A 24,943-nucleotide genomic window follows, 5' to 3' on the forward strand; every position below is an offset into this window, starting at 1 on the left:
CGGGGCCGGCCGGTGCGGCACGCCGGCTCGCCCGGCATGACAGCCGGCGCCAGGATAGCCGTCCCGGCGCCGGCCTTCCCACCGTTGCCTGCACCAGGCAACGCCTCCACCACCCGTGCAGGGCCGGCGGGCGCCGGCATCGCACTTGACCGAAGGAGTCTTCAATGCAACGGCAGTATTCCAGCACCCCCCCCGCCCGGCGGCGCCGCCTTCCGCTGCTGGCCGCCAGCACGCTCGCAGCCTGGCTGGCCGCCTGCGGCGGCGGCGGTGGCACGGCGGAAAGCGCCCAGGACGCCGGGCCCGGCGCGCCGGCCGAGGCGCAGGCGCAGCATGCTGCCGTCGGCCCCATCCAGGCCAGCCACGAGACGCCGCGCGAGACCGGGGGCGCTGACATGGACGACCCTGCCGTGTGGGTCCACCCGGACGAGGACGATGCGGAAGACTCGCTCATCGTCGCTGCCGCCAAGAAAGGCGGGCTGCGCGTCTACGACCTGAAGGGCCGGCCGGTGCAGACCATTGCGGCGCAGCTGGATGCCGAAGGCGAGCCGCTGAACCGCTTCAACAACGTGGACGTCGCCTACCGCTTCAAGCTGGGCGGCAAGCATGTGGACATTGCGGTGGCCAGCGACCGCATCCAGGACAAGCTGCGCGTCTGGCGCATCGACGAGGACTACGACCTGGACGACGGGGAGCCGCCCCTGGTCGACGCCACCTCCGCCACCATGCCGCGGCTCTTCCCGACCCGCCCGGCGCCGGACGACCGGGAGCATGGCAGCGTGCCCAACCCGAATGACGGCAAGCACACCGCCTACGGCCTGGCGCTCTACCGCGACAAGGCCAGCGGCAAGGTCTACGCCTTCGTGAACCAGAACAACGAGGCAGTGATCGCGCAGTACGAGCTGGTCGACGACGGCCACAAGAAGATCAGCGCCCGCCTGGTGCGCGAATGGCGCTTCCCGTACACCCACCGCGGCCAGGACCTTACGCAGGAAGACGAGAACGATCCTGCACGCGACTTCAGCCCGCAGTTCGAAGGCATGGTGGTCGACCAGCAGACCGGCATCCTCTATGCAGCGCAGGAAGACGTCGGCATCTGGCGCATCAACGTCAAGACCGGCGTCGCTGAAGACCGCCCCTTCTACGAAACACGCGCCTTCGATCCGAACAGCCGGGTGGCGCGCGACGTCGAAGGCCTGACGATCTACTACGCCGCGGGCGGCAAGGGCTACCTGCTCGCCTCCAGCCAGGGCAAGGCCCATGGCGAGCCGCCGACCCAGGCCACCCCCGGGCTGGACGACACCTTCGTGGTCTTCGAACGGCAGGGGCAGAACCGCCTGCTCGGCAGCTTCAGGGTCGAGCCCCAGGCCGGCAAGGGCATCGACGGCGTGCAGGAGTCCGATGGCTCGGATGTCAGCAATGTCGCGCTGCCCGGCTTCAAGCACGGCCTGTTCATCGCGCAGGACGGCTATGACAACGATGTGTTCGACGGCTCGGAAACCGCCACCAACCTGAAGCTGGTGCCCTGGGACACGATTGCCACACGCTTCCCGGGCGGCCCGCTGACGGTCGACACCGGCTACAACCCGCGCCGGCCCTGACGCTGGCAACTGGCGCGGCCAGCCCGCGCAAAGGAAGGCCGCCGCCGTGGCGGCCTTCCTGACGGCAAACTGACGGGCGCAGGCCGAACTTCGGGCGGTCTGCACCTGTCCCTTAGGACAGGAAGGTGAATCGCTTCCAACGCCAAATGGGAGTGCTTCACAGAATTTACCCATGCTGGCAGCGTCTGTGCTCACTGCCCGGCGCTGCCAGGACTTGTCCACCCCGTCGAGGCAGGACAATGAGGCAACAATTCCCTGCATCCCGCACCAACACAGGCACCTAGCAAGTTTGTGGCCTACAAAATTACACCAAGCGTAACCTGCACTGCGGAAACATTTGTTGTGATGTTATTTTGGGCCGTAGTCAGGATACTTGCTTGAAGCTTTGCCATACCCCAACACCCGGTGTCCTCCTGCACGGGGAATCCTGATTTTCAGGTCCACCTCGACAACGTGGCGCTGTTCCGGATGGCCGAGCCACACGCAACCTGCGATGTGCCGGCCACCATCGGGCCGGTTCCTGGCAGACACCCGCCCGCCGCGCGCCATTGGCGCACCCGCGCAGCCGATCCACGATGACTGGAAGGAGGAACTACTTGGACATTATCCAAAACGCAGCTGTTTGCATGGCACGGTCCGCTGGGACCATCCCCGCTCGCTCGGCGAATCTTTTCTCCTGCAGGAAATTCGGCTAGTCGGCGGGTCCAGTTATTTGCGAACCCGGTAAAAGATGTTCACGGGAGGAGTTATGGACGGATCAACTACTCCGACGGGGGAGTTGGAGACACTTTCCAAAATCGTCAATGAGATCAAACCGACCGGGGATCTGCTCGACCAGCTCGATCAGTTCTCCGCGAAGGTCAATGAAGTCATTCCATTCAAAAAATGCGTGTTGCTGCACGAGCGAGACGGCAAATCGATCTCGCGCGGCATCATCTATCGCAGCAACGGCCGGCCGTCGGAGCGGGAGGAAGGCAGCCGCGGCCGCTCATGGATCGGCCCGCCGATCGGAATCAGCCGCTACCTGGCTTGCTTCGAGAAGAGCGAGGCACTCGACAATGCATTTTTCTGGCGCGACACCGGCACGATGGATGGGGATTTCGATCCCCGTGTCGCCGAGTTGAGGAACCAGATGAAGGGCGGCGAAGGGGTGGCGGGCAGCGTCCGGTCGCTCAGTTCCGACACCGGTGATGTCGCCACCCTGTTCCAGCTGGAATGCACGCGCGGCACGCTGCGCATGCGGCACCTGCTGATGGTCAGCTTCATTGCCTTTTACCTGCATTCCAGCTTCACGCTGCGGGTGGTGGATTCGACCTGGCAGGATGAACCGTCGGGCGTGAACCTGACGGCCAAGGAAAAAGAGGTGTTGAAGTGGGTGATCGAGGGAAAAACGTCCTGGGAAGTTGGCCGGATACTCTCGATGTCTGAGCGCACCGTGAAGTTTCACTTGAAGAACGTCTACACGAAATTGAATGTCTCCAATCGCGCGCAGGCGGTCACCGTGGCGAGCCGCTTGAGACTGATATAAGGGCCGGCCGCTTGCGGGCGTTCTCGCGGACTCGCCAGCGCCTGTCGCTGATCAGCCGCCGGGGACGGAGGGAGCGCGCGGCGCGGTGATACTGGCAGCGCAGCAAGGCCGTGCGGCCGGGCCGTGTGGGTGACGCGGCACCGCCCTGTTATTCGGCATGCGCCGCCGCAAACGCGGCCACAGCAGCCCTGCGTCAAGCGCGAGCAGGCACGCTCATCACTTCCGCCGCCCCGGCCTCAGGCCCCGCCGACGCAGGCCCGGCGTCAGCCCTTCCCGTGGAGTACCCCAAGTAGCCGGTGGCCGCGAAATGGTCCAGGTAGCGGTCCAGCCAGTCCTCCATCCTGCCGAGGCCAGCCAGGGCTTGCGGGGCCAGCTCCAGCAGGCCGGCATGGTCGATCGCCATTGGCTCGCCGATCGAGGGGTCCTGCATCGGATTGAGCTTGCGCAGCACGGGCAGCACCATCGCCAGCGGATGTTCCGGCGCTGTCTTCAGCCGGGCCGACAGGCCTGCCAGCCAGGTGTTGAAATCCATCCGCTCGAGCCGGTGGCCGCGGCGTTCCAGCTGGTCGAGCACGGCGTCGAGCGTGTGCCAGCGAGGGTTGACCACATGCACCGCACGGCCCCAGACCACCTCGCCCTGCAGGGAGGCTTCCACGATGGCCGCGGCGACCCGGTCGACCGGCAGCATGTTGTCGTGGCCGGCCTGGCGGGGAGCGATGCCGAAATCCACCACCCCTTTGAGGAGGCGGCTGAACAGGTCGTCCTGGTTCATCCGACCGCTGAGCGAGTGGCCGACCACGCGTGATGGCCGGTAGATGCTGACTGGCAGGCCGCGCGCCGCGGCGCTGCAGAGCAGTTGCTCGGCCACCCATTTGCTTTGCTCGTAGCCACCCAGCAACCGCGGATGCAGCTCCACCTGCAGCTGCTCCGGCAGGCGTGGCCGGGCGCGGTCGAGCACGCCCACGGTCGAGACGTAATGCACCGGCTTTGCCCGCCCCTGGCAGGCCAACCGCAGGATGTCCTCGGTGGCCAGCACATTGACCGGCTTGAGCTTCGCATACGGCAAGAGGAAGTTGACGGCGGCCCCGTTGTGGTAGATCAGGTCGATCTCCTCCGCCAGCTGGGCGAAGCGCTCGGCGGTGAGCCCGAGCCGCGGCTCGCCCAGTTCGCCCGGCAGGGCCACGATGCGGGCGGCAGCTTCTGGCTCCCAGAGGTCGTGCGACTGCAAGGCGGCGGTTAGCCGCTGCAAGCCGCTGTGGGCGTCGCGGGCCCGCACCAGGCAGATCACGCGGGCCTCGGTGTGGCGCAGCAGTTCGGCCAGCAGGTGCACGCCGAGGAAGCCGGTCGCACCGGTCAGGAAGACCGTGCGCGGCTGGGTGGGGCGCACAGGACCGGGCGGGCGGATATCGGCCGGCAGGACCGCCTCGGTGGCCAGGTCGGGCATGGCGGGGCCGGCGGCCTCGCCGCCGAGCTCGATGGCCTGGGCCAGGCCCGCGATGGTGGGCGCGGCCAGCAGCGTCTCGAGATCGAGCGCGGTGCCAAGGGCCTCCTCCACCTGGAACAGCATCACCGACGCGAGCAGCGACTGTCCGCCCAGGTCGAAGAAGTTGTCCTGTACCGAGATGCGATCCTGCTTGAGCAGGCGGCACCAGATGCCGTGCAGCGTGGCCTCGGTGGCCGTGCGCGGCGCGGTGGCGGCGCTGCGCACGGCCGGCCGCCAGTCCCCTTCGACCAAGGCGGCGGCAGAAGGCAGCGGCGGCACCACCTCGATCAGCTCGGCGTCTGCCAGGCCGAGTTGCTCGCAGGTGGCACGCAGCCGCTCGCTGGTGCCGACGCCGACATCGGCGTCTTCGGTCAAGGTGTAGAACACGCTGCAGCGCCATTCGCGCCGCCCGTCGAGCCGCTCGACCACCGCCACGTCGCGCAGGCCCGGGCAGGCTGCCCGAAGCTCGGCTGGCAGGTGGGCCCGTGCCGGGCTCGGGGTGTCGAGGCCGGCATGGGCATCAGGCCAGTCGGCATGGCAGCCGTCCGGGGCCATCCAGCCGTGCACGGGCGCCAGCAGCAGCGTGCCATCGCGCATGGCGAGATGGGCGGCGTGCCAGGGCGTGCCGTTGAGCCGCAGGGTGGCGGGCACGCTGGGGCCTCCGGCGGCCAGGCAGCCGCGGGCGCCGGTGCCGGCCGGGTGCAGGTGCCGATCGAGCACCTGCAGGCTGCCGCCGGGCACGGGGTGGGCGAGGCCGGTGCCGGCGACTTGCCGGGCATGGGGGAGCGATGCCCCCGGCCAGTGCCATTCGCTGACGGCCCGGCTGCCGGCAGGCAGCGCCGCCAGGCGGCCCTGCAAGCCAGGGGTCAGGCCGGCGGCGTCGAGCAGCCAGTGGTCCGCGGCGAGCGCCGGCAAGTGCGGCTGACGGCTCAACTGGCGGGTTTGGGCCGCATCGAAAGCGACGCTGTGCCAGCGTGCGCCGGGCGCCACCAGTGGGCGCGCCAGGTCGTTGCCGGGGCCCCAGGGTCCGGTCTGCGCCAGCCTGCGCACTTCCAGCCCGGCAGCCAGGGCCGCCAGGGCCAGCCAGAGGTGCGCGCCCTCCGCCAGCGGGCCGGTGAGCGCCACCGCCCGGGCCGTGCCCACCGGGCAGGCAGCCAGGAAGCTGTCGGCCGCCTGCAGCAGCTGGCCTTCGCCGTAGCGCAGGAACTGCCAGTCCCCCTGCCCGCCGCGACAGAGCCGGCTGCAGGCACCGGGTGGCCCGCGGGCCGGGTCGGGGTCGACGGGCGCGTCGTCGTCATCGGCCAGTGGCGCGAAGCGATGGCCGGGCCAGCCGTCTGGCAGTGGCCCGAAGCCGGCGGTGGCCTGGGGCCGCATTCCCCCCAGGCGCGAATGCCGGCGCCGAGGAGCGTGGGCAGGTCGGTGCCGGGCACCAGGCAGTCGACTCCGCAGGCCATGCCGGACAGCAGCAGCACCAGCAACTGCAGCTCGTCGTCCGCCACCAGCAGCACCCGTTGGCCTGGGCGGACGCCGGCGAGTTGCCACTGCCGGCAAGCCTGCTGCAGCCAGCGCCGCAGGCGGCTGTAGCTCAGGGCCTGCGATGCATCGGCCCAGCAGCCGGCGTCGCCGGGGTGGGACTGCAAACGCGACAGGAAGGACACCGCCGTGGCGGCTTGCGGCGCGGGCGGGCCGAAGAAAGCCGGCGCGGCGTCCAGGCCCAGCTGGTCGAGCCGCCTGTCGCCGCCGTCCACCATGCACTGCAGCAGGTGCAGGTAATGGTGCAGCACCGCCTCGGCGCTCGCCGGCGGCGTGCGCGTGGCATCGCAGATCAGCTCGCAGTGCAAGGCCTCTCCTGGCTGCACCACCAGGGCCAGGCCGTAATGGGTCTGTTCCTGCGCGCAGGCTTCGCTGGCCTGCAGGCCGTGGGCGCCGGCAAGCGCCTGGAAGGCGGCATGGCCGGGGTAGTTCTCGAACACGTAGATGGCGTCGAACAGGGGCTGGCCGGGCGGCAGTTCGGCGCAGCTGGCGATCTCGGTCAGCGGGCAGTCGGCATGCCGCTCGGTCTGCACGGTGTCGGCCTGCAGCGCGCGCAGCCACTCGTGCAGGCCCTGCCCGGCGGGCAAGGCCGCGCGCAGGGGAACCGTGTTGAGGCACAGGCCGACCAACCGGTCGGCCCCCGGCAGCTCGGCAAAGCGGCCGGAGAACACCAGGCCGTGCACCACCTCGTCGCGGTCGGCCAGCAGGCCGAGCAGCAAGGCCCAGGCCCCCTGGCACAAGGTGTTGAGGGTCACCTGCGCCTCGCGGCAGCAGCGCGTGGCCGCGTCATTCCAGGCCGCCGGCAGGGCCGTGCGCAGGCGCAGCACCGGGCGGGGACCGGCGGCCGGGGCCGACTCGGGCGCCAGCAGCGCCGGTGAGAAGGCCAGCGGCCGCCGCCAGCCTTTCAGCCGGGCCTTCCAGAAGGACAGCGAGTCGCCGCGGTCGCGGCCGCGCAACCAGGCCACATGGTCGCGGAAGCGCCGCTGCGGCGGCGGCAGCGCCGGGCCGCCGCCGTAGAGCCGGAACACCTCCTGCAGCACCACCGGGGTGGACCAGCCATCGAGGATGGCGTGGTGGAAGCTCCACAGGAAGCGCCAGCCGCCCTGCCCCAGCGCGATCAGGTAGAGCCGCATCAGCGGCGCCACCGCCGGGTCGAAGCCGCGCTGGCGGTCGTCGTGCAGCAGCTGCGCGAAGCGCCGGTCCTGCTCGGCGGCGGGGAGATCGCGCCAGTCCAGCTCGGTGAAAGGCAGGGGCACCTCGCGACGCACCACCTGCACCGGCTTTTCCTCCTGCAGCCGCAGGAACAGCGTCTTCAGGCTGTCGTGCCGCTGCACCACGCCCTGCCAGGCCGCGCGGAAGCGGGCCACGTCCAGCGGCCCCTGCAGGCGGCAGGAGAAATGCTCCACATAGACGCCCGAGCCCGGTTCGCGCAGCGAGTGGAACAGCATGCCGTGCTGCAGCGGGGTCAGGTGGTAGAGAGTGTCGATGTTCTGCGTCATGGGGCGTCCTGCGGGGCGGCCGGGCGGGGCTCAGGCGTCCAGCGCCTGCACTTCTTCGAGCAAGCGGGCCAGTTCGTCGGGCGCCATCTCCAGCGCCTGCAATGCGGCCGGCGCGGGCCCGGCGCCGTTGGCCGGTGGCTCCAGCTCGGCCAGCTGGCCGGCCAGCCCGGCGAGCAGTTCATCCACCTCCGGGCGGGTGTAGAGCGCGGCGTCGAAGCGGCACTCCAGCACCAGCCTGCCGCCCTGCTGGTACACCGACAGGTCGAGGCCGTGGGTCGGTGCCTGGCGGGCGCTGCGCATGGCCGGCGCCGGTTCGGCCTGGCCGGTGAACCAGCCGTCGGCCGCCACCATCTGCTCCAGCGCACCGAGGTAGGTGAACAGCAGGCCGGGACGCGGCAAGCCGCGCAGCGCGGCAGCCACCGGCGTGTCGGCCAGGTAGCGCAGCGCGCCGTAGCCGCTGCCCTGGCGCGGCACTTCATGGCGCTGGCGATGGATGCGGGCGATGGCGGCCGCCAGGCTCTCGCCGGCCGGGGCCTCCAGCAGCAGCGGATAGATGGCACTGAACCAGCCAATGGTGCGACTGGTGTCGGTGCCGGGGGCGGCATGCCGCCCATGGCCTTCGACTTCGATCCACAAGGCACTGGTGCCGCCCCAGGCCTGCACCGCTCGCTGCAGGGCGGCCAGCAGCAGGTCGTCTGCATCGCTGGCGTGAGCCTGCTGGGCGGCAAGGAAGGCGGCCGTCGCGGCAGGCGACAGGGCCACCTGGGAGGGCCCGCCCGCCTCGACGGCCGAAACGGCGGACAGCGGCCCGCCGCGCCGGCGCCGCGGCAGCAGCCCGAAACCGGGGCCGGCGTCGGCCGCCTCAGCCACCTTTGCGCAGACGGCCTGCCAGTAGCGCCGGTCGGCCGCCATCTCGTCGCCGCGGGCCTGCTCGGCGAGCTGCTCCACCCAGGTCTTGTACGAGGTGGTCTTGAGCGGCAGGCGCGGCGCAGCGCCGGCCTGCAGCAGCCCGGCATACAGGCGGCCCAGGTCCTGCAACAGCAGGGTGCCCGATATGCGGTCCATCAACAGGTGGTGGGCCACCAGCAGCAGGCGGCTGTCGGCCTGCGTGGCGGCTTGCAGCCAGCAGATGCGCCACAGCGGGCCTTGCTCGATGTCGAGGCCGGCCTGCTCGGCCGCGATGGCTTCCTGCCAGGCGGCACTGCCCGGGCTGCAGTGCCGCACCGACAGGCGCGGCACCAGCCGGCCTGCATCGGCCGCGCCGTAGAGCTGGCGCCAGCCCTGCGGACCCCGCACGAAACGCGAGCGCAGCACGTCGTGCTGCTCGGCCAACAGGCGCAGCGCTTCGTCCAGCCGGGCCGGCTCGGGCGCGTCGGCCAGTTGCAGCAGCAGGCTGAGGTTGAAGTGCGACAGGTCCTGCTGCACCGACTCGAAGAACCAGGCCGCCGCCGGCCCCGGCGCCGCTTCACCGGTGACAGCGCCCTGCTCCACCCGGATCAGCGGCGAGTCGCTCACCGCCCGGGCCAGGGCGGCAATGCTGGGATGCTCGAAGACCGCCTTGGGCTCCAGGTAGAGCCCGTCCAGCTGCGCCCTGGAAACGATGACGGCCGCCAGGATGGAGTCACCACCCAGCTCGAAGAAGTTGTCCTGCATGCCCACCGAGGGCAGCCCGAGCACCTCGCGCCAGATCTCCGCCAGGCGGGCCTCCACCGGGTTGGCCGGGGCTGCGCGGCTGGCCGTGGGCCGGCTGGTGGGCGGCGGCAGGCGGCCGGCGTCGAGCGCACCGCAGCGGTCCAGGGGCAGCGAGGCGACGAACACCAGGTCCTGCGGATGCTGGTCTTCCGGCAAGGCCTGCCGCAGGCGATCGCGCAACTCGGCCTCGAGGACCGCTGCATCGAACCCTGCCAGGCCGCCCCTCGGCTGCACGAAGGCCTGCAGGCGCGGACCGCTGTCGCCCGGGCGCACCAGGCAGGCGAGCTGGCGCACCTGGGGATGGGCCGCCAGCACCGCCTCGACCGGCCCCAGCGCAAACGGCGCGAAGCGGTGGGAGGCGACACGGCCCGACGGGTCGGGGCAGCGCAGGCTGCCGTCCGGCTGCAGCACCGCCGTGAGCCCGGTCTCCACCAGGGTGTGGTGCACGAAGGCGCTCGACAGGTCGCCGTGACCGTGGAAGCGTGCGCCGAGCCCCGACGCATCGGCCGCCGCGGCGCCGCGCCGGGGTTCCGCCAGCAAGGCGAGGCGGGCGTGCTGGCGCTCGTCCGCCAGGTCGAGGAATGGGCCCAGTGCCAGCGCCTTCGGGTACGCAGCCGGGGCCGCCTGCAGGCGCCATCCGTCGCCCTCGGGCCGGAAGGCCACCGGCGGGATGAAGCCGTCGACCAGCGCCTGTGGCAGGAAGCCGACCCGGACCCGCGGCTGCGCGGCCAGCAGCTGCCTCACGGCATGGGGATGCTCGCCGACCAGCAACACCGTCTGCAGCGATGCTGGCGCCTCGGCCGGCAGGTCGGCCGCCCGCAGCGCTGGCAGCATCAGGGCGGTGGGCGCCTGCCGCTGCAGCCAGGCCTGCAGCTCGGCCGCCGGCGTGGCCAGCGTGTCGCCATCCAGTGCGGCATGGGTGCACAGGCAGGCACCACGGGCCAGTGTGGCCAGGCCCTGCAGCAAGGCGAGGCGGGGATCGCCACCGGACAGCACCAGCAGCCGGCTGTCTGGCTGCAGGCCCAGCACGCCGGCCAGCGCCTCGACGCAGCGGCCCAGCCGGGCGGCGCTGACGGCCACCCGGTCGCCGGCCGGCCACTGCCGCTGCAGCTGCAGCGCTGGCCAGGCGGCCGCGGTGCCGCCCGGCGCCAGCGGCAGGTCGGCCACCACCAGCTCGCCGCCCTCGGGCTCCAGGCACAGCGAGGCGCCCAGCTGCCAGGCCGCGAGCGCCGCCACGGCCAAACCGGCCACCTCACGGGTCGCCAGCGCCACCACGCTGCCTGCCGCCACCCCCTGCCTGGCCAGCTCGCCGCGCAGGTGATGCAGCGCCTGCTGCACCTCGGCGTGGCTGAGCCAGCGGTCGGCCAGCTGGAAGGCCGGCCGGTCGGGAAACCGGCAGGCATGGCCTTCGAAGTCGGCGCCCAGCGCGGGTGCCGTGTCGGCCGCCCGGCCGAGCAGGGCCACCTGCTCGAGCCCCCTCAGCCGGATGGCGTGCGGCGCCAGGCGGTAGTCGTCCAGGCGCTGCCGGGGATCGGCCAGCACCTGCTCCACCAGGCCCAGGTACTGGCGGGCCATGCGCTCGATGCTGGCAGCCTCGAACAGGTCGGTGTTGTAGGTCCAGGCGCAGAGGTAGTCGCTGCCGCGATCCTGGACATTCAGCGTCAGGTCGTGGGTGGCGCCGCGGGTGCCGGTGCTGGAGGCCGCCAGGATCTCGCGGATCAGCCCGTCCCCCGCTGCCATTGCGTCGTCGGCCGTGCCGGCCAGGCGGCGCTGGTTCCAGTTGTACATGACCTGGTAGACCGGCGACCGGCTCGCGTCGCGCGGTGGGCGCAGCCGCTCCACCAGCAGCGGGAAGGGGTAGTCCTGGTGGTCCAGTGCCCGCAGCACCAGTGCCCGGGTGGTGGTGGCCAGATCGGCAAAGGCTTGCTCGCGCTGCAGGTCGGAGGCCAGCACCACCGTGTTGACGAAGTGGCCCATCAGCGCCTCGCTGCCGGGCTCGTTGCGGCCGGCGGTGGGGGCACCGATCAACAGGCGCGACTGGCCGGTGTGCAGGAACAGCAGCAGCTGGTAGACCGACAGCAGCAGCACATACGGCGTCAGCTGCCAGCTGCGCGCCGCCTCGCGCACCGCGGCCGACAGCCGCTCGCCCAGGGGCAGCTCCAGCACGCGGCCGTTTTCGGTCTTCACCGGCGGCCGGGGACGATCGGTGGCCAGCGCCAGCGGCGGCAGGCCGCCCTGCAGCTCACGCTCCCAGAAGGCGGCCAGGGCCCGCCCTTGCGGGCCCTGCAGGCGCTCGGCCTCGCGCTGCACGCAGTCCTGGTACTGCAGCGTCAGCGGCGGCAGGCGCAGCGGCTCGCCGCGCAAGGCCAGCTGGTAGAGCTGGCCCAGCTCGCGCACCAGGATCTCGAGCGACCAGAAGTCCGCCGCGATGTGGTGCACATTGAGCAGCAGCACATGCCGCGGCCCGGCCGATGGCGCCTCGCCGGCGGCGCCGCGGTTGACCAGCAGCCGTGCGCGGATGGGCGACTGTGTCAGGTCGAAGGGCTGGTTGGCGACCTGCTCGATCCAGGCCAGCACGCCGGCCGGGTCGGCCTCCAGCACCGGTTCCACCTGCAGCCGGGCGCTCGCCTCCAGGCTGACGCGTTGCTGTGGCTCCTGCGGCCCCATCTCGTAGCGGGTGCGCAGGATGGGGTGGCGGGCCACCAGGTAGTCGAAGCAGCGGGCCAGGGCCGGCAGGTCGAGCCCTTCGTCCAGCCGGGCTGCGAACATCACGTTGTAGGCCGCGCTGTCCGGATTCAGCCGGTGCAGTGACCAGAGCGACTTCTGCGAGTACGACAGCCCCGCCGTGCCGGCCGAGGTGCCGAACTGCTCCAGCAGCGCCAGCAGTGCCGGCTTGTGCTGCCGGAGCTCGGCCAGCAAGGCCGGTGTCATGGCCTCCTTGGGACCCTTGTACTGCAGCTTGCCGTCCTGGGCCCACAGCTGGATGCCGCGTGCGGCGAGCTGGTTGAGGTAGTCGATCGAACTCATACATCCCCGCTTTCCATTTCAGCGCCGAAGCTCGCTTCGGCCGACACTGCCGCCAGGCTCGGCGGCGCGGCGGCCGGGCCATGCGCCTGCGGCCCGGGCGCCGCCGCCGCGTCGTCCAGGCGCTCGGCGAGCAGGCGGACCACGTCATCCAGGCTTGCGCCTTCAAGCAGCCGGCCGAACGGAATGTCCTGCGCCAGTGCGCGCCGGATGGTGGCGCGGAATTCGGCCGCCATCAGCGAGTCCAGGCCCAGCTCGATGAGCGGCCGCGCCGCATCGATGCGCTCCGGCGCCAGCTGCAGCGTGGCGGCCAGCCCCTCGGCCAGGTGGCGGCGCAATTCGGCCTGGCGCGTGGCGGCCGGCAGCGCGGCCAGCCGGGCGGCCAGCGCTGACGGCGCAGCGCCCTCGCCGTGCGCCGGCACGGCGGCCGACGTCTGCAGCACGGCCTGCAGCACACCGCCCGCATCGTGCTGCGCCAGGCCGTTCACATCCACCCGCCACAGCAGCCGGCTTGGCGTCGGCGCCGCGCCGAGCCACGCATCCAGCGCGGCCACCGCCTCGTCGGGATCAATGGCGGCCAGCGGCAAGGACTGCAGCCGCGCCTGCGGCCCGGCGGCGAGCCGCGCTGCCATGCCGGCTCCCGCCCAGGGGCCCCATGCGATGCCTTGCGCGCAGCCGCCTTGCAGCCGCTGGCGCAGGCACAGCGCTTCCATCGTCGCATTGGCCGCGGCATAAGCCGCCTGGCCCGGCGAACCGAGCCAGGCGGCCACCGACGAAAAACCGATGAAGAAGGCCAGGCCCGACGCCGCGCTGGCCTGCTCCAGCAGCCAGGTGCCGGCGACCTTGGGCGCCAGCACGCGGGCTGCCGCGTCGCCCGCCTGGCGGCCGAGCCAGCCGTCTTCGAGGTGGCCGGCGGCATGCAGCACGCCGCGCAGCGGCCGGTCGGGGTCGCTGGCAGCCGCGTCCATCAGGCGCTGCACCTGCGTGGCATCCGCCACGTCCGCGCAACGGAACTCCAGCACACTGCCATGGGCCGCGGCGAGCGCCTGCAGGCGAGCGGCCGCGTCGGGGTCCGGCCGCTGCCGGCTCACCGAGATCGTGCGGCCGGTGCCGCGGACAATCAGCCACTCCACCAGCCGGGTACCGACCGCCCCCCGCCCGCCGGTGACCAGCACCGTGGCGGACGCCAGCTCCAGCGGGGCCGCCGCCGGCAACGGCCCGGCAGGACTCAGTCGCGGCACCTGCAGCTGCGGGCCGCGCACGGCGAACTGCCGCTCCGCCGTGTGGCGGGCCACGGCCAGGGCGGACGGCAGCCGCGCAGCGTCGCCTGGCTGCCCGAGGTCGAGCAGCAGCACGCGCAGCTCGCCGGCCTCGTGCATCAGGCTGCGGCCCAGGCCCCAGGCAGCCGCCTGCGCGGGGTCGATGTCCTCGTCCACGCCGGGCAGGCACTGGCCGTGTTGCGTCAGCAAGCAGAGCGTGCTGCCGGCCGGCAGCCCGGCCTCCTCCAGCGGGCGCCAGAAATCGGCGAATGCCCGGTACGCCGCCTCGACGGCGGCGGGCAGCCCGGCCGGGTCAGTCGTGTCGGTGGCGGGCCACGCATAGAGCAGCAAGCAGGGCGAGCCGGCGGCCAGGGGGAGTTGTTCCCCGCTGCCCAGCCTCGCGCAGTGCCAGCCGGCCTGTTGCAGGGCCGAGGCGGCCGAGCGGGCGACGGCGCCGTCCTCGCCTGCCAGCAGCGCATGGCCGGCTGGTGCGGCTGGCGCCGATGCGGCGAGCTGCCACTGCCATTCGTGCTGCTGCAGCGGCGGCGCTGCCCGCTTCAGCCCGCCAGCGCGAGCCATTTGCAAGCCGCGCAGTGTGGCCACCGCCTGCCCGTCCGCATCGAACAGCGCCAGGTCCGCCTTCACCAGCGGCAGGCGGCTGTGCAGCGAAATGCCGCATCGCAAGCGCCGCAGTCCGGCCAGGGCCGGCGACACCACCAGTTGGTCCACCCCGACCGGCAGGCAGGGCGAGCCGGCCAGGTCCTCGCCGAGCAAGGCCGCGATCGCCTGGAAGCAACCATCCAGCAGCGCCGGGTGCACCCCACGCGGCCGCCAGCCCTGCTCCGGCACGGCCAGCTCCGCCAATGCCTGCGAGCCGGCTCGCCGCAGGCCCTGCAAGGCGCGAAACACGCCGCCATAGGCCAGGCCGGCCTGCTCCAGCTGGCGGTAGAGCGGTGCCAGCGCGACTTCGTCGGTACAGGCCTGCTCGAAGGACGAGAGCGCCGGCCCGGCGGGCCCGGCCGGCGCAGCAGCGAACGAAGCCCCTCCATGCCGCAGCCAGTCGGCCTGGCCGGCAGCGCTGTCCTGGGAGAAGAACTCCAGCGCACGGCCGTCGGCCGCCACCACGGTGGCGACGAGGGCGTCGCCCTCCTCGGGCAACACCAGGGGCTGCTCGAAGCTCACCTCGCGCAGGCCCGCCGGCACCTGGCCGGAGCGCATGGCAGCGTCGAGCGCCATCTCCAGCCAGGCAGCGGCCGGCAGCACCGCGTGGCCCTGCACCCGGTGCCCGTCCAGGAAGGCGTGCCGCTGCAGGCCCACCCGGCTTTCATAGCGCCGTTCCGCCATGGCGGGCAGCTGCAGGGCGATGCCCAGCAGGCTGTCGTCGCCTGGCGCGGCCGGTGCCAGCGCGGGGCCGAGCAGCCCGACCGGCCCGCGCGGGCCGATCCAGTGGCTGGCCGGCTCCAGCGCATAGGCCGGCAGCGCCACCACCGGCCGCGCCACCTCGGTGCGGGACGCGCCGCCGGCCGCCTCCAGTGCTGCCCAGTCCACCTCCTGCCCCAGCGTGTAGAGCGCGCCCACCGCCTGCAGCAGGCTGCGGCGCTCATCCTGGCCCGGCGCCAGGCAGGGCAGCCACAGCGGCGGCACGGCCGGCGGCCGCTCGGCGGCGACCGCGCGGGCCAGGCCCAGGCTGCCCTTGCCGGGGCCGACCTCGACGAATGCGCGCATGCCTCGCGCGAGCAAGGCCTCCACGCCTTCGCGAAAGCGCACGGTATGGCGCACATGGTCCACCCAGTAGTCGGCCGTCGTGAACCGCTCCGACTCGAAGCGGCCGGTGAGGTTGGACAGCAGCGGCAGCTGCGGGGGCCGGTAGTCGATGCCGGCTGCCACCTCACGGAAGGCGTCGAGCATCGGCGCCATGGAGGGGGAATGGAAAGCCCGCGAAACCTTCAGCGCCCGCCACTCGATGCCCGCCTGGCGCAGCCGGACCACCAGGCGCTCCACCGCCGCGGGGCTGCCCGACACGGTCACGCTGCGGGGCGCGTTGTCACCGGCCAGGCCGACCTCGCCACCGCTCGCCTCCAGCCAGGGTGCCACCACGGCGGCGGGCGCAAAGACCGTCAGCATGCGGCCGGGCGGCGTCAGCCGGGCCATCAGTTCGCCTCGCGCCACCACCAGCCGGCTGCCATCTTCCAGCGAGAACACGCCGGCCAGGCAGGCGGCGGCATATTCGCCGATGCTGTGGCCCAGCAGCCCGGCCGGGCGCACGCCCCAGTCCAGCCACAGCCGGGCCAGGCCCAGCTCCAGCGCGAACAACGCCGGCTGGGTGTAGCGCGTGTCGTCGAGCCAGGCCTGGCGCTCGCCCCACAGCACGGCCGGCAGGCCTTCGCCTCCGCTGGCGACCAGCGCCTCGCTGCAGGTGTCGAGCACCGCGCGAAAGGCCGGGAAGGCCCGGTACAGCCCCTCGGCCATGCCGGCGTACTGCGCACCCTGGCCGGTGAACAGGAAGGCCAGCGGCGGCTGGGCCTCGGCCGGTGCGGTGGGCAGGCCCAGCGCCTGCAGCTCGCGGTGCAGTTCGCCCGGGCTGGAGGCCAGCACCGCATGGCGCCAGCGCTGGCTGTCGCGTTGCATGCGCAGCGCATGCGCCAGCTCGGGCAGCGCCGGCGGCTCGGGCTGCTCGAGCTGGGCCGCCTGCTCCTGCACCAGGCGTTGCAGCGCCCCGGGGGTGTGGGCCGACAGCGGGATCAGCTCCGGCCCGCCGCCCTCCGCAGGCGCCGGCGCAGCCGCCTCGGGCGGCGCCACCCAGGCCTGCAGCAGCAGGTGGGCGTTCGTGCCGCTCATGCCGAAGGAGCTCAGGCCCGCCACTCGCCGGCCCGAAGGCGAGGCCGGCCAGGCCATGTGCCGTTCGGTGATGCGGATGCCGTTGCGCTGCCAGTCCACATGCGCGGTGGGCCGCGACAGGTGCAGGTGGGCCGGCAGCTCGCCGTGCCGCAGGGCACACACCAGCTTGAGCAGCGACGCGATGCCGGCGGCGCCTTCCAGGTGCCCCAGGTTGGTCTTGAGGCTGCCCACCCAGAGCGGACCGGGCCGGTCGATGCCCTTGCAGTAGACCTCGTGCAGCGCCTGCAACTCCACCGGATCGCCCAGCGGCGTGCCGGTGCCGTGCGCCTCGACATAGTCGACCTCGGCCGGCGCCATGCCGGCCCGGGCCAGCGCGGCCCGCATCACCTCGCGCTGCGCCCGGCCGTTGGGGGCCGTCAGGCCGTTGCTGCGGCCGTCGTGGTTGATGGCCGACGCGCGGATCAGCGCATGCACCGGCCGGCCCAGGCGGCGCGCCTCGCTGAGCCGCATCAGGGCCACCACCGCGGCACCTTCGCCACGCACGTAGCCGTCCGCCTCGGCGTCGAAGGTGCGGCAGCGGCCCTGGCGCGACAGGGCCTGCAGCTCGCTCAGGCCCACGCTGGCATGCGGCGCCAGCATCAGGTTGACGCCACCGGCCAGCGCCAGCTGGCATTCGCCGCCCCTCAGGCTCTGGCAGGCCAGGTGGACCGCCACCAGCGAGGACGAGCAGGCGGTGTCCAGCTGCAGCGTCGGGCCCTGCAGCCCGAGCAGGTAGGCAATGCGGCCCGCCGCAATGCTGCGTGCGGTGCCCAGGAAGGTGGCCGCCAGCTGCCGGCCGGGGCCGGCGGCGGCCTCGCTGACGCGCGCGTAGTCATCCAGGCAGGAGCCGACGAACACGCCGGTGCACAGCGCCCGCAGGCCCTCGCGCGAGAAGCCGGCATCCTCGGCGGCACGCCAGCTGCATTCGAGCAGCAGGCGCTGCTGAGGATCGATCTGCGCCGCCTCGCGCGGCGAGACCCCGAAGAAGGCGGCATCGAAACGGTCCACCCCGTCCAGGAAGGCGCCGTGCCGGCTGTAGCTGCGCCCGGGCGTGCCAGGCTCGGCCTCGGCAAGCACGCGCGCGTCCCAGCGGTCGGGGGGTACCGGTGTCACGGCATCGAAGCCATCGGCGAGCCGCCGCCACAGCTGGGCGGCATTCTCGATGCCGCCCGGCAGGCGACAGCCGATGCCAACGATGGCTATGGGCTCGGCCTGCGCTTCCCGCATCGCCTGCAGCTGCTCGCGCAGCGAGTGAATCTCCAGCAAGGCCTGCTTGACGGGCGACAGCGCCGGTGCCCCAGCGGCAACGGTCGTCATGCGTTGACCCCCGTCTGCGGCTGCAGCATCTGCTGCAGGGCCGCTTCGGCCTCGGCCTCGCTCATGGCGGCGACCGCGGCCCGGTTCGGCACGGCGCCATGGCCTGCGGCCGGCGGCGGCCCCGCCACCGCAGTGCGGCCGGCCTCGCGCAGCAGCAGCTCCTCCGCCAGCTCCTGGATGGTGGCGCGCTCCCACAGCAGGGTGGTTTCCAGCGGCACGCCCAGCGCGCGCTCCACCTGCAGCAGCAATTGCACCGCGCGCACCGAGTCCAGCCCCAGCTCGCTCCACGGCGCGCTGCGCGACAGCGCCGAGCGCTCCAGGCCCAGGAAGGCGGCCACCACACCAGCCAGCCGGTCCTCCATCTCGCGCCGCCGGAATTGGCCCTGGTCCGCCGAGGCGGGCGCGCTGCCGGGCTCCATCGGCTGCCCTTCGCGCCAGCTGGCCACCCGCTGCAGCTGCCCCTGCTGCCAGGCCTGCCGGCACCAGGCCCGCGCGATCTTGCCGCTGGAGGTCTTTTCTATCGTGGCCGGTTCGACCAGCACCACCTCGTAAGGCATCACACCGTGCTCGTCGACGACGGCGCGCACGATGTTGCGCAGCGCCGTCGCCGCATCGAGATGGCGACGGTGGTCACGTGCCACCTCCTGCACCACGACCAGCTGCTCCTCGCCATCGACAGGCACGGCCACCGCGGCGCCGCAGCCGGACCGCAGGCCTTCGGTACTGGCCTGCACCGTCTCCTCCACGTCCTGCGGGTAGAAGTTGCGGCCGCGGATGATCAGCAAGTCCTTCAGTCGTCCGGTGACGTAGAGCTGCCCGTCCAGCAGGGCGCCCAGGTCGCCGGTGCGCAGGTAGGCGGGGCCGTCGGTGTCGCCTTGCAGCCGGCCCTCGAAGGTGTCGCGGCTGACTTGCGGCAGCTCCCAGTAGCCTTGTCCCACGCTGGGGCCGCGCACCCAGACTTCGCCGATGTCGCCGGCCTGCTCCACCGGCCGTCCGGCCGGGGTGACGATGAGGATCTCGTGCGCTTCACCGGTGTCGCCGCAACCCACCAGGCTGCGGGCGTCGGGGTCCGACTCGGCGCAGGGCCGCAGCCGGCCGCGGGCCAGCTCGCTGCCGCTGACACACAGGAAACGCGGCCCCGTGCCCCGGCCGGCGCCGCTCACCTGCACGGTCGCCTCGGCCATGCCGTAGCAGGCGCAGAAGGCCTTCGCCTGCAGCCCGTGCGGAGCCGCGCTGCGCAGGAAGGCTTCCACCGTGTGCCGCGCAATCGGCTCCGCCCCGCAGAAGGCCAGCTGCCAGCACGACAGGTCCAGCCCCTGCGCCTGCGGCGACTGCAGTGCGGCGGTGGCCAGCCGGTAGGCGAAGTTCGGCCCGCCCGACGCATCGGCCCGGTAGTCGGACACTGCCTGCAGCCAGCGCAGCGGCTTCTGGGCAAAGGCCGCCGGCGGCATCATCACCACGCTGCAACCGACCGCCGCCATCTGGAAGACCTGCGAGAGCCCCATGTCGTGGTACAGCGGCAGCCACGAGACGAAGCGCGTTGCCTCGGTGGTGCCCATCAGCTGGCCGATGAGCTGCTGGTTGGCCAGGATGTTGCCGTGCGTCAGCACCACGCCCTTGGGGCTGCCGGTGGAGCCCGAGGTGTACTGCAGGAAGGCGACGTCCTCCACGCGCGGGCGAGGCAAGGCGGCCGGCGCGGCGAGGTCTGCAGCTGCCATCAGCGATGCGCTGCTCTCCACGTCGCAGCCGGCGAACCACCCTTCCTGCTGTTGCAGCGCCTGCACGGCGGGCAGCGCGCGGGCCGTGGTCACGAGGACGCGTGCGCCGCAGTTGTCGACGATGCCCTGCAGCTTGCGCCACGGTCCCGGCTTGCGCGTCTGCTGCGGCGGATGGGCCGGCACGGCCACCATGCCGGCCGCCAGGCAGGCCAGGAAGGTGCAGACGCAGTCGGCGTCATTCGGCAGCAGCAGCACCACCCGCGTGCCCTGCGGCCAGCGCGAGCACAAGACCGCGGCCAGCGCCTGGACCTGGCGGTGCAGCGCGCTGAAGCTGGTGACGCTTTCCGGCTGCTCGCCGTCGTGCAGCACGGTGAGGGCCATCTTGTCGGGCTGACGCTCGCTCAGGGCGGCCAGGGTGTCGATCACGCTGGCGGGCGGGCGCGCAGTGGGGAACAGGCGGTCGGTGTTCATGGGCAGGGCGACAGGCGAAGAAGAAGGGTGGGAAGGCACCAGCGGCACCGTGGCGGCGGTGCGGGCAGCCGGCGGCGCTAGGAGGAACGGCCCGCGCCGTCCTCCAGGAAGGCGGCCCGGATGGAGCGACGGTTGAGCTTCATGTTCTTGGTGCGCAGCCCGTTCTCGACGCTGAAGTCCTGGTCGGTGAAGACAATGCGCCGGATCTGCTGATGCGCCGGCAGGCCGGCGTTGATGCGTGCCACATGGGCCCGCAGCTCGGCCGTGACCTGCGCATCGTCGACCTGCCGGGTGCCGAGCACCGCGGTGAGCCCGGCCGCCTCGTCGCTGCCCAGGAGCACCGCCACGGTGACACGCGGGTCGGCGTGCAGCAGCGATTCGATCGGCTCGGGATGGAACTTCTCGCCGTTGCGGGCCACGATCGCATCCTTCTTGCGGCCGACGATGTGCAGGAAACCGTCCACGTCGAACTCGGCGATGTCGCCGGTGGCGACCGACTGCGGTGACAGGAAGGTCGAGCGCAGGTCTTCCTCGGACGCCTCGAAATAGCCCATCGACAGCAGCGCCTGGCGGCTCACCACCACTTCGCCGTCTTCCGACAGCGAGACGGTGCCGGCCTCCGCCGGCTTGCCCACGGTGCCAAGGCGGACGCAACCTGGCTTGTTCCAGGCCACCATGCCCGCCTCGGTGATGCCGAACGCCTCGTACAGCAGCACGCCATGGCGCCAGAAGAAGTCCAGCGTGGCGCGCTTGATGGGCGCCATGCCGGTGATCATGTAGCGGATGCGGCCGCCCAGCAGCTCGGCCAGGCGATCGGCCGTGGTCATGCCCGCGGCCGGCCGCACCGCCAGCGCCAGGTTCTGCAGCGTCTCGTAGAAGACCGGCGGCGCGATCATGAAGGTCGGTCGCTGCTTCCGGAGCCCGGCGAACAACTGCGGGAACGGCAGGTAGACGAAGTCCACGCCGTAATAGAGGCAGAAGTAATAGACCATGCGCTGCTGGTAGTTGGCGAAAGGCAGGAAGGTCAGGCAGCGCTCGCCGTCACGCACGCCGAAGGCGTCGGCGTACAGCGTCACCAGCTTCTCCGTGCCGGCGCGGCTGATGATCAAGCCCTTCGTCTTGCCGGTGGTGCCGGAGCTGAACACCAGCGAATGCGTGCCAGGGGCATGCGGTTGCGGCCGCGGCGACACGCGCGGCCAGGGGCTGGCCGCGTCGATGTCCAGCACCCGCTCCTCGCCGGGCAGCAGGGCCGGCAACGCGAGCACCGTCAGCTGGTAGCGGGCCAGCAGCCGCTCGGCCGGCTCCTGCAGCGGCTCGTGGGGCAGCGCCACCGACACGCAGCCGAGACCGATGCACGCCAGGTCCCAGACCATCCAGCGATAGCTGCTTGGCGCCGCGATGCCGATGCGGCAGCCTTCCTTCAGGCCGGCGGCGGCCAGGCGCTCCATCAGCGCCTGCGTGTCGCAGTACAGCTCCTGCAGGGTCTTGCGCGTTTCAGCGCCCTGCTCATCGACAAAACAGACGGTGGTGGCGGTGCGGCCCCGCAGGCGGGCCAGAAGGTCATCGAATCGCATGGCCGGCTCCTGTGCTACCCAGCTTTCAGGCTTGCGCCAGTTGCGGCGCGGCACCGCCGGCGCCGGCGGCCGTGGCCTGCTTCACGGCTTGCCAGCGTTGGGCCGCGCTCTCGTACATGTTCCAGAACAGGCGACAGGTGTGGCGCACCGCGTGCAGCGCTTCCTGCTGCATCTGGGCGGTGGTGCACAACTCGGACACCAGGGCGATGCCTTCGGCCACGTGGCCGACGTCTTCCTTCTGGTGCACCGAGAAGAACAGGGTGTCCTGTTCGCTCAGGCCGTACACCTGGCCCAGGATGCGGTGACGCGCCTCGCCGGCCCGGGTCTCCAGGCTCTGGCCCTCGCTGGCGATCATCACCGCGGCCGCGCCGATGTGGTAACTGCCCTCGCCCTTCACTGCATTGAGCCGGTAATCTATCAGCTCCTGCGTTTGCGGCGACGGCCGCCACGCATCCCGCTCCTCGTCCGGAATACCCTGGGCCCGGATGAAGTCCTGCATCAGTTCCACATGGTTCTTGGTCCTGGAAAAGCGACCTGTCTCTTCCTCGAACAAATTGAACAGCAGACGCCGCTTGTGCACCGGCAAGGGGCATCGGAAATAGAGATTCTCAATATATTCGAGGAAGTACTTGGTAATCTGGTAGCCCTCTAAAGTGATGATCTTCAAGAGGGGCCAGTTCCTTTCGCCGGTAAATAGCTCCTTGAAAACCGGGTGGTCGAGGGTCAATTGTTCTTCCAGGACCTTCCGCAATTCCAGCGAGAAAGCCTGCGTGTTCATCGCGCTGCTCATGGCCTGTGGCCTCCAGTGTGGCGCGCCGGCCAGGCCGCATGGGAGGCGGCCGGCAGGCGGGTCAGGATGTGTTTCCGGGTATTCCCGGAGCACGTGGTCAAATCGCCCGGGTGCTCGAAAATGTACGAAGTGAACAGGCGCTGGAAAACCTGTCCCTTGGAACATCCTCAATGTTGATGCCTGATCATCCTGTACGCGTGGTCAGGTGGCGTCGCCTTTGCGATCTCTGTACAACACAATTTCCCTCGCGATATATCCGGCCCGCCAGCGGCCGTTGCATTTCCATTACCCAAGGATCATCAATATGAATGACGGCGGCGCGACGCTAGGCGAAATGGTGGACCTCATTTCGCGCATACTGGCCATCGATATCGACCCGGCCACCATCACGGCAGATACCTCCCTGACGGCCGACCTGATGCTCGATTCGATTTCCCTGATTTCGCTGCTGGCGCTGGCCGAGGAGCAATTCGGCATCAGCTTCGCCGAGCATGGCGAGGCAGTCGCCCAGTTGCGCACGGTGGGCGACGCGCAGGGGTTGGTCGAGTCGCTCCTGCCAGCCCGCGTTTGAGCGCGTGGTCGGGCGCGCCTGCCAGTTCGGGCGCCCGTTCCGCGCGCCGCCGTCCCAGACCCACGACCGGACCCCGCCATGCAAGAACTCGCCCTGCTGGGCGCCAGCCACCCGCTGGTGCCTCATTTCCTCTCCGCCTGGCTGCAGCATCCCGACCGGCGAGCCACCGTGCTGCTCGAACCCGACGAACTGGCGCAAGACGGGCCCGCCTCGGGCCTGGCCCACCTCGAGCGACTGCATGTCGCCGCCGCAGGCGGGCCGGTGCCATCCGCCGCCGGCCGGGTCTGGTTCCTGTCGGTCGGCGACGAGGAAGCACCGCTGCCGGGAGTCGACGCCTTGCCGCCTGGCGCCTCCCGGCTGCTGATCGTGGCCGACCTGGCGGTGCCTGGCCTGGCAGCAAGCCCGCCGGCAGAGCGCATCCAGGCGCTGCGCCGGCAGCTGGCCGGCCTGCTGCCGCAGGGCGGACAGCCATGGCACGTGATGCTGCTGCTCGACGGCATCGCCGACCTGCCGCGCCAGCCGAGCCCCTTCGAGCCCGCCGTCACACCCCTGGACGATCTGGTGCATGCGGTGCGGCAGCCGTTGCTCGAACTGGAGCGCCGGCTGCCTGGCTATTTCGATCGGCATCCCCTCTCGGCGCCCACCGCCGGGCAGCGGCCCCTACGCGGCCTGGGGGCGCACAGTGTGGCCCGCTGCCTGGCCAACGCCTGGAGCGAGCTGCCGCCCGGTTGGTACCTGCTGCAGGGGGGGCCTCTGTTCGATACAGCGGCGCTGCTGGGGGCGCTGACGGACCGACCGCCGATTCCGGACGGCCGCGGCGACCCGGGCGCCGCCGGCCTGGTGATCGAGGCGCTGCAGCACCGCCAGGCGCACTGGCAGCTCGGCATGCACGCGCCGCCCGTGCTGACCGAGGCCCGCTCGCTGTCCTTGCCCACCGAACCGCCGCTCGACCTGCGGGCCCTGCTGCTCCCACCGTCCCGCCAGCCGGACGCCACACTGCCATTTGCGGCGATGTCGCAGGCACGGCAGTGCCGCGCGGGCCATGCCACCGTGCACTACCTGCGCTGCGGCAGTGGGCCGCAGGTGCTGCTGATCGTCAACGCCTTCGGGCTGCCGCTCGACTTCTGGAGCAGCTTGGCGCACGGCTTGTCCCGGCACTTCACGCTGTTGGCGCTGACCGATACGCCCGACAGCCCGGTCCGCCTGCCGATGACCAGCTATGCCAGCGAGCAACCGGTGGCCGACTACCTGGCCGCCATTGACGCCGTGCTGCTCCAGGAGCAAGTGGCCAGTTGCCATGTGGCCAGCTGGTGCAGCGGCGCCAAGCTGGCGTTGGAACTGGCGGCCGCCTGGCCGGCACGGGTCCGCTCGCTGGCGCTGCTGGCGCCCTCCTTCGCTGGCATGAGCGACCACGCCGGCGCCGACTCCACCTATGAAACCAACCTCCACACCATGTGCCGGCTGGTCGACCGCATGCCCTCGGCCGCCGAGAGCATGGCCCGCTCCATGCGCGCCCTGCTGGCCAAGGCCGAGGCCGAGGCGGACGGCGGGCAGGACGGCGCCCTCCACAGCATCTTCGGCATGGCCGACAAGCGACACCAGCCCTGGCTCCAGCTGCCTTTCGACAGTGCGGCCCACATGGTGGCGTACAGCCGCCAGCTGCTGAGCTTCCGCGCGCATGACCTGCGCCCGCTGCGCGCACGCGCCCCGCTGCCGCAGCCGGTGTTGCTGGTGACGGGCGATTGCGACAGCACCACCAGCTGCGAACGCGCGCGCGACGTCTGCGCCACGCTGTGCCGGCCCCGATGGGTGGAGGTGCGCCACGGCAGTCACTATTTCCTGGACCAGAACAGCGAAGCGCTGGCCGCCCTGCTGGCCACCTTCTTCCATGCCGGTGCCGACGGGGAGTTGCCGCCGCACCCTCGCCTGCGCGTTCACCAGGACGAATCACCAGCGGTTGCCGACATACTCGCCTGCGGCGAGCTGTAAATATCGGCCGAATACTCCGC

11 protein-coding genes are annotated in these 24,943 nt (G+C 71.7%); 4 read left to right on the plus strand and 7 right to left on the minus strand.

Annotated elements, in window-relative coordinates; all coding sequences use genetic code 11:
- Positions 1-164: 164 nt before the first annotated feature.
- Together N7L95_RS03415 and N7L95_RS03420 are read left to right on the plus strand one after the other, a co-directional pair.
- Positions 165-1,598 carry a phytase gene (locus tag N7L95_RS03415; protein WP_301258413.1) on the plus strand — a complete coding sequence of 478 codons (1,434 nt, stop codon included), beginning with the start codon at positions 165-167 and terminating at the stop codon, positions 1,596-1,598.
- 778 nt (positions 1,599-2,376) lie between these two features.
- Positions 2,377-3,126 carry a helix-turn-helix transcriptional regulator gene (locus N7L95_RS03420; RefSeq protein WP_301258414.1) on the plus strand — a complete coding sequence of 250 codons (750 nt, stop codon included), beginning with the start codon at positions 2,377-2,379 and terminating at the stop codon, positions 3,124-3,126.
- 193 nt (positions 3,127-3,319) lie between these two features.
- Here N7L95_RS03420 and N7L95_RS03425 read toward each other — a convergent pair whose 3' ends face one another.
- From N7L95_RS03425 to N7L95_RS03455, 7 genes are all read right to left on the minus strand, one after another.
- Positions 3,320-5,206 (minus strand): SDR family oxidoreductase, encoded by a 1,887-nt coding sequence (locus N7L95_RS03425; protein ID WP_363324871.1) that lies wholly within the window; start codon positions 5,204-5,206, stop codon positions 3,320-3,322.
- 332 nt (positions 5,207-5,538) lie between these two features.
- Positions 5,539-7,641, minus strand: a complete 2,103-nt coding sequence (locus tag N7L95_RS03430) for a condensation domain-containing protein (RefSeq protein WP_301258415.1) — start codon at positions 7,639-7,641, stop codon at positions 5,539-5,541.
- Between the two features lie 30 nt (positions 7,642-7,671).
- Entirely contained in the window at positions 7,672-12,360 is a 4,689-nt protein-coding gene (locus N7L95_RS03435) for a condensation domain-containing protein (protein WP_301258416.1), read from the minus strand.
- Positions 12,357-17,810 carry a type I polyketide synthase gene (locus tag N7L95_RS03440; protein WP_301258417.1) on the minus strand — a complete coding sequence of 1,818 codons (5,454 nt, stop codon included), beginning with the start codon at positions 17,808-17,810 and terminating at the stop codon, positions 12,357-12,359. Before N7L95_RS03440 ends, N7L95_RS03435 begins: the two co-directional genes overlap by 4 nt.
- Positions 17,807-19,999 carry an AMP-binding protein gene (locus N7L95_RS03445; protein ID WP_301258418.1) on the minus strand — a complete coding sequence of 731 codons (2,193 nt, stop codon included), beginning with the start codon at positions 19,997-19,999 and terminating at the stop codon, positions 17,807-17,809. Before N7L95_RS03445 ends, N7L95_RS03440 begins: the two co-directional genes overlap by 4 nt.
- A 77-nt stretch (positions 20,000-20,076) precedes the next feature.
- On the minus strand, positions 20,077-21,573 hold the full coding sequence (locus N7L95_RS03450) for an AMP-binding protein (RefSeq protein ID WP_301258419.1): 1,497 nt from the start codon (positions 21,571-21,573) through the stop codon (positions 20,077-20,079).
- A 25-nt stretch (positions 21,574-21,598) separates the two neighbouring features.
- Positions 21,599-22,363 carry an iron-containing redox enzyme family protein gene (locus N7L95_RS03455; protein WP_301258420.1) on the minus strand — a complete coding sequence of 255 codons (765 nt, stop codon included), beginning with the start codon at positions 22,361-22,363 and terminating at the stop codon, positions 21,599-21,601.
- Positions 22,364-22,667: 304 nt separating this feature from the next.
- Between N7L95_RS03455 and N7L95_RS03460 the strand changes: the two genes are divergently transcribed.
- A complete protein-coding gene (locus tag N7L95_RS03460) occupies positions 22,668-22,934 on the plus strand; it encodes an acyl carrier protein (RefSeq protein WP_301258421.1) in 267 nt (88 codons plus the stop codon).
- A 78-nt stretch (positions 22,935-23,012) separates the two neighbouring features.
- A complete protein-coding gene (locus N7L95_RS03465) occupies positions 23,013-24,923 on the plus strand; it encodes an alpha/beta fold hydrolase (protein ID WP_301258422.1) in 1,911 nt (636 codons plus the stop codon).
- The last annotated feature ends 20 nt before the right edge of the window (positions 24,924-24,943 follow it).

It is taken from the genome of Eleftheria terrae (assembly GCF_030419005.1).
Classification (GTDB): domain Bacteria; phylum Pseudomonadota; class Gammaproteobacteria; order Burkholderiales; family Burkholderiaceae_C; genus Caldimonas; species Caldimonas terrae.

Excerpts from the sequence above, each read along its gene's own strand:
- N7L95_RS03415 (WP_301258413.1), top strand. The coding sequence starts at position 165 with ATGCAACGGCAGTATTCCAGCACCCCCCCCGCCCGGCGGCGCCGCCTT.
- N7L95_RS03425 (WP_363324871.1), bottom strand. The coding sequence starts at position 5,206 with ATGCGCGATGGCACGCTGCTGCTGGCGCCCGTGCACGGCTGGATGGCC.
- N7L95_RS03430 (WP_301258415.1), bottom strand. The coding sequence starts at position 7,641 with ATGACGCAGAACATCGACACTCTCTACCACCTGACCCCGCTGCAGCAC.
- N7L95_RS03435 (WP_301258416.1), bottom strand. The coding sequence starts at position 12,360 with ATGAGTTCGATCGACTACCTCAACCAGCTCGCCGCACGCGGCATCCAG.
- N7L95_RS03440 (WP_301258417.1), bottom strand. The coding sequence starts at position 17,810 with ATGACGACCGTTGCCGCTGGGGCACCGGCGCTGTCGCCCGTCAAGCAG.
- N7L95_RS03445 (WP_301258418.1), bottom strand. The coding sequence starts at position 19,999 with ATGAACACCGACCGCCTGTTCCCCACTGCGCGCCCGCCCGCCAGCGTG.
- N7L95_RS03450 (WP_301258419.1), bottom strand. The coding sequence starts at position 21,573 with ATGCGATTCGATGACCTTCTGGCCCGCCTGCGGGGCCGCACCGCCACC.
- N7L95_RS03455 (WP_301258420.1), bottom strand. The coding sequence starts at position 22,363 with ATGAGCAGCGCGATGAACACGCAGGCTTTCTCGCTGGAATTGCGGAAG.
- N7L95_RS03460 (WP_301258421.1), top strand. The coding sequence starts at position 22,668 with ATGAATGACGGCGGCGCGACGCTAGGCGAAATGGTGGACCTCATTTCG.
- N7L95_RS03465 (WP_301258422.1), top strand. The coding sequence starts at position 23,013 with ATGCAAGAACTCGCCCTGCTGGGCGCCAGCCACCCGCTGGTGCCTCAT.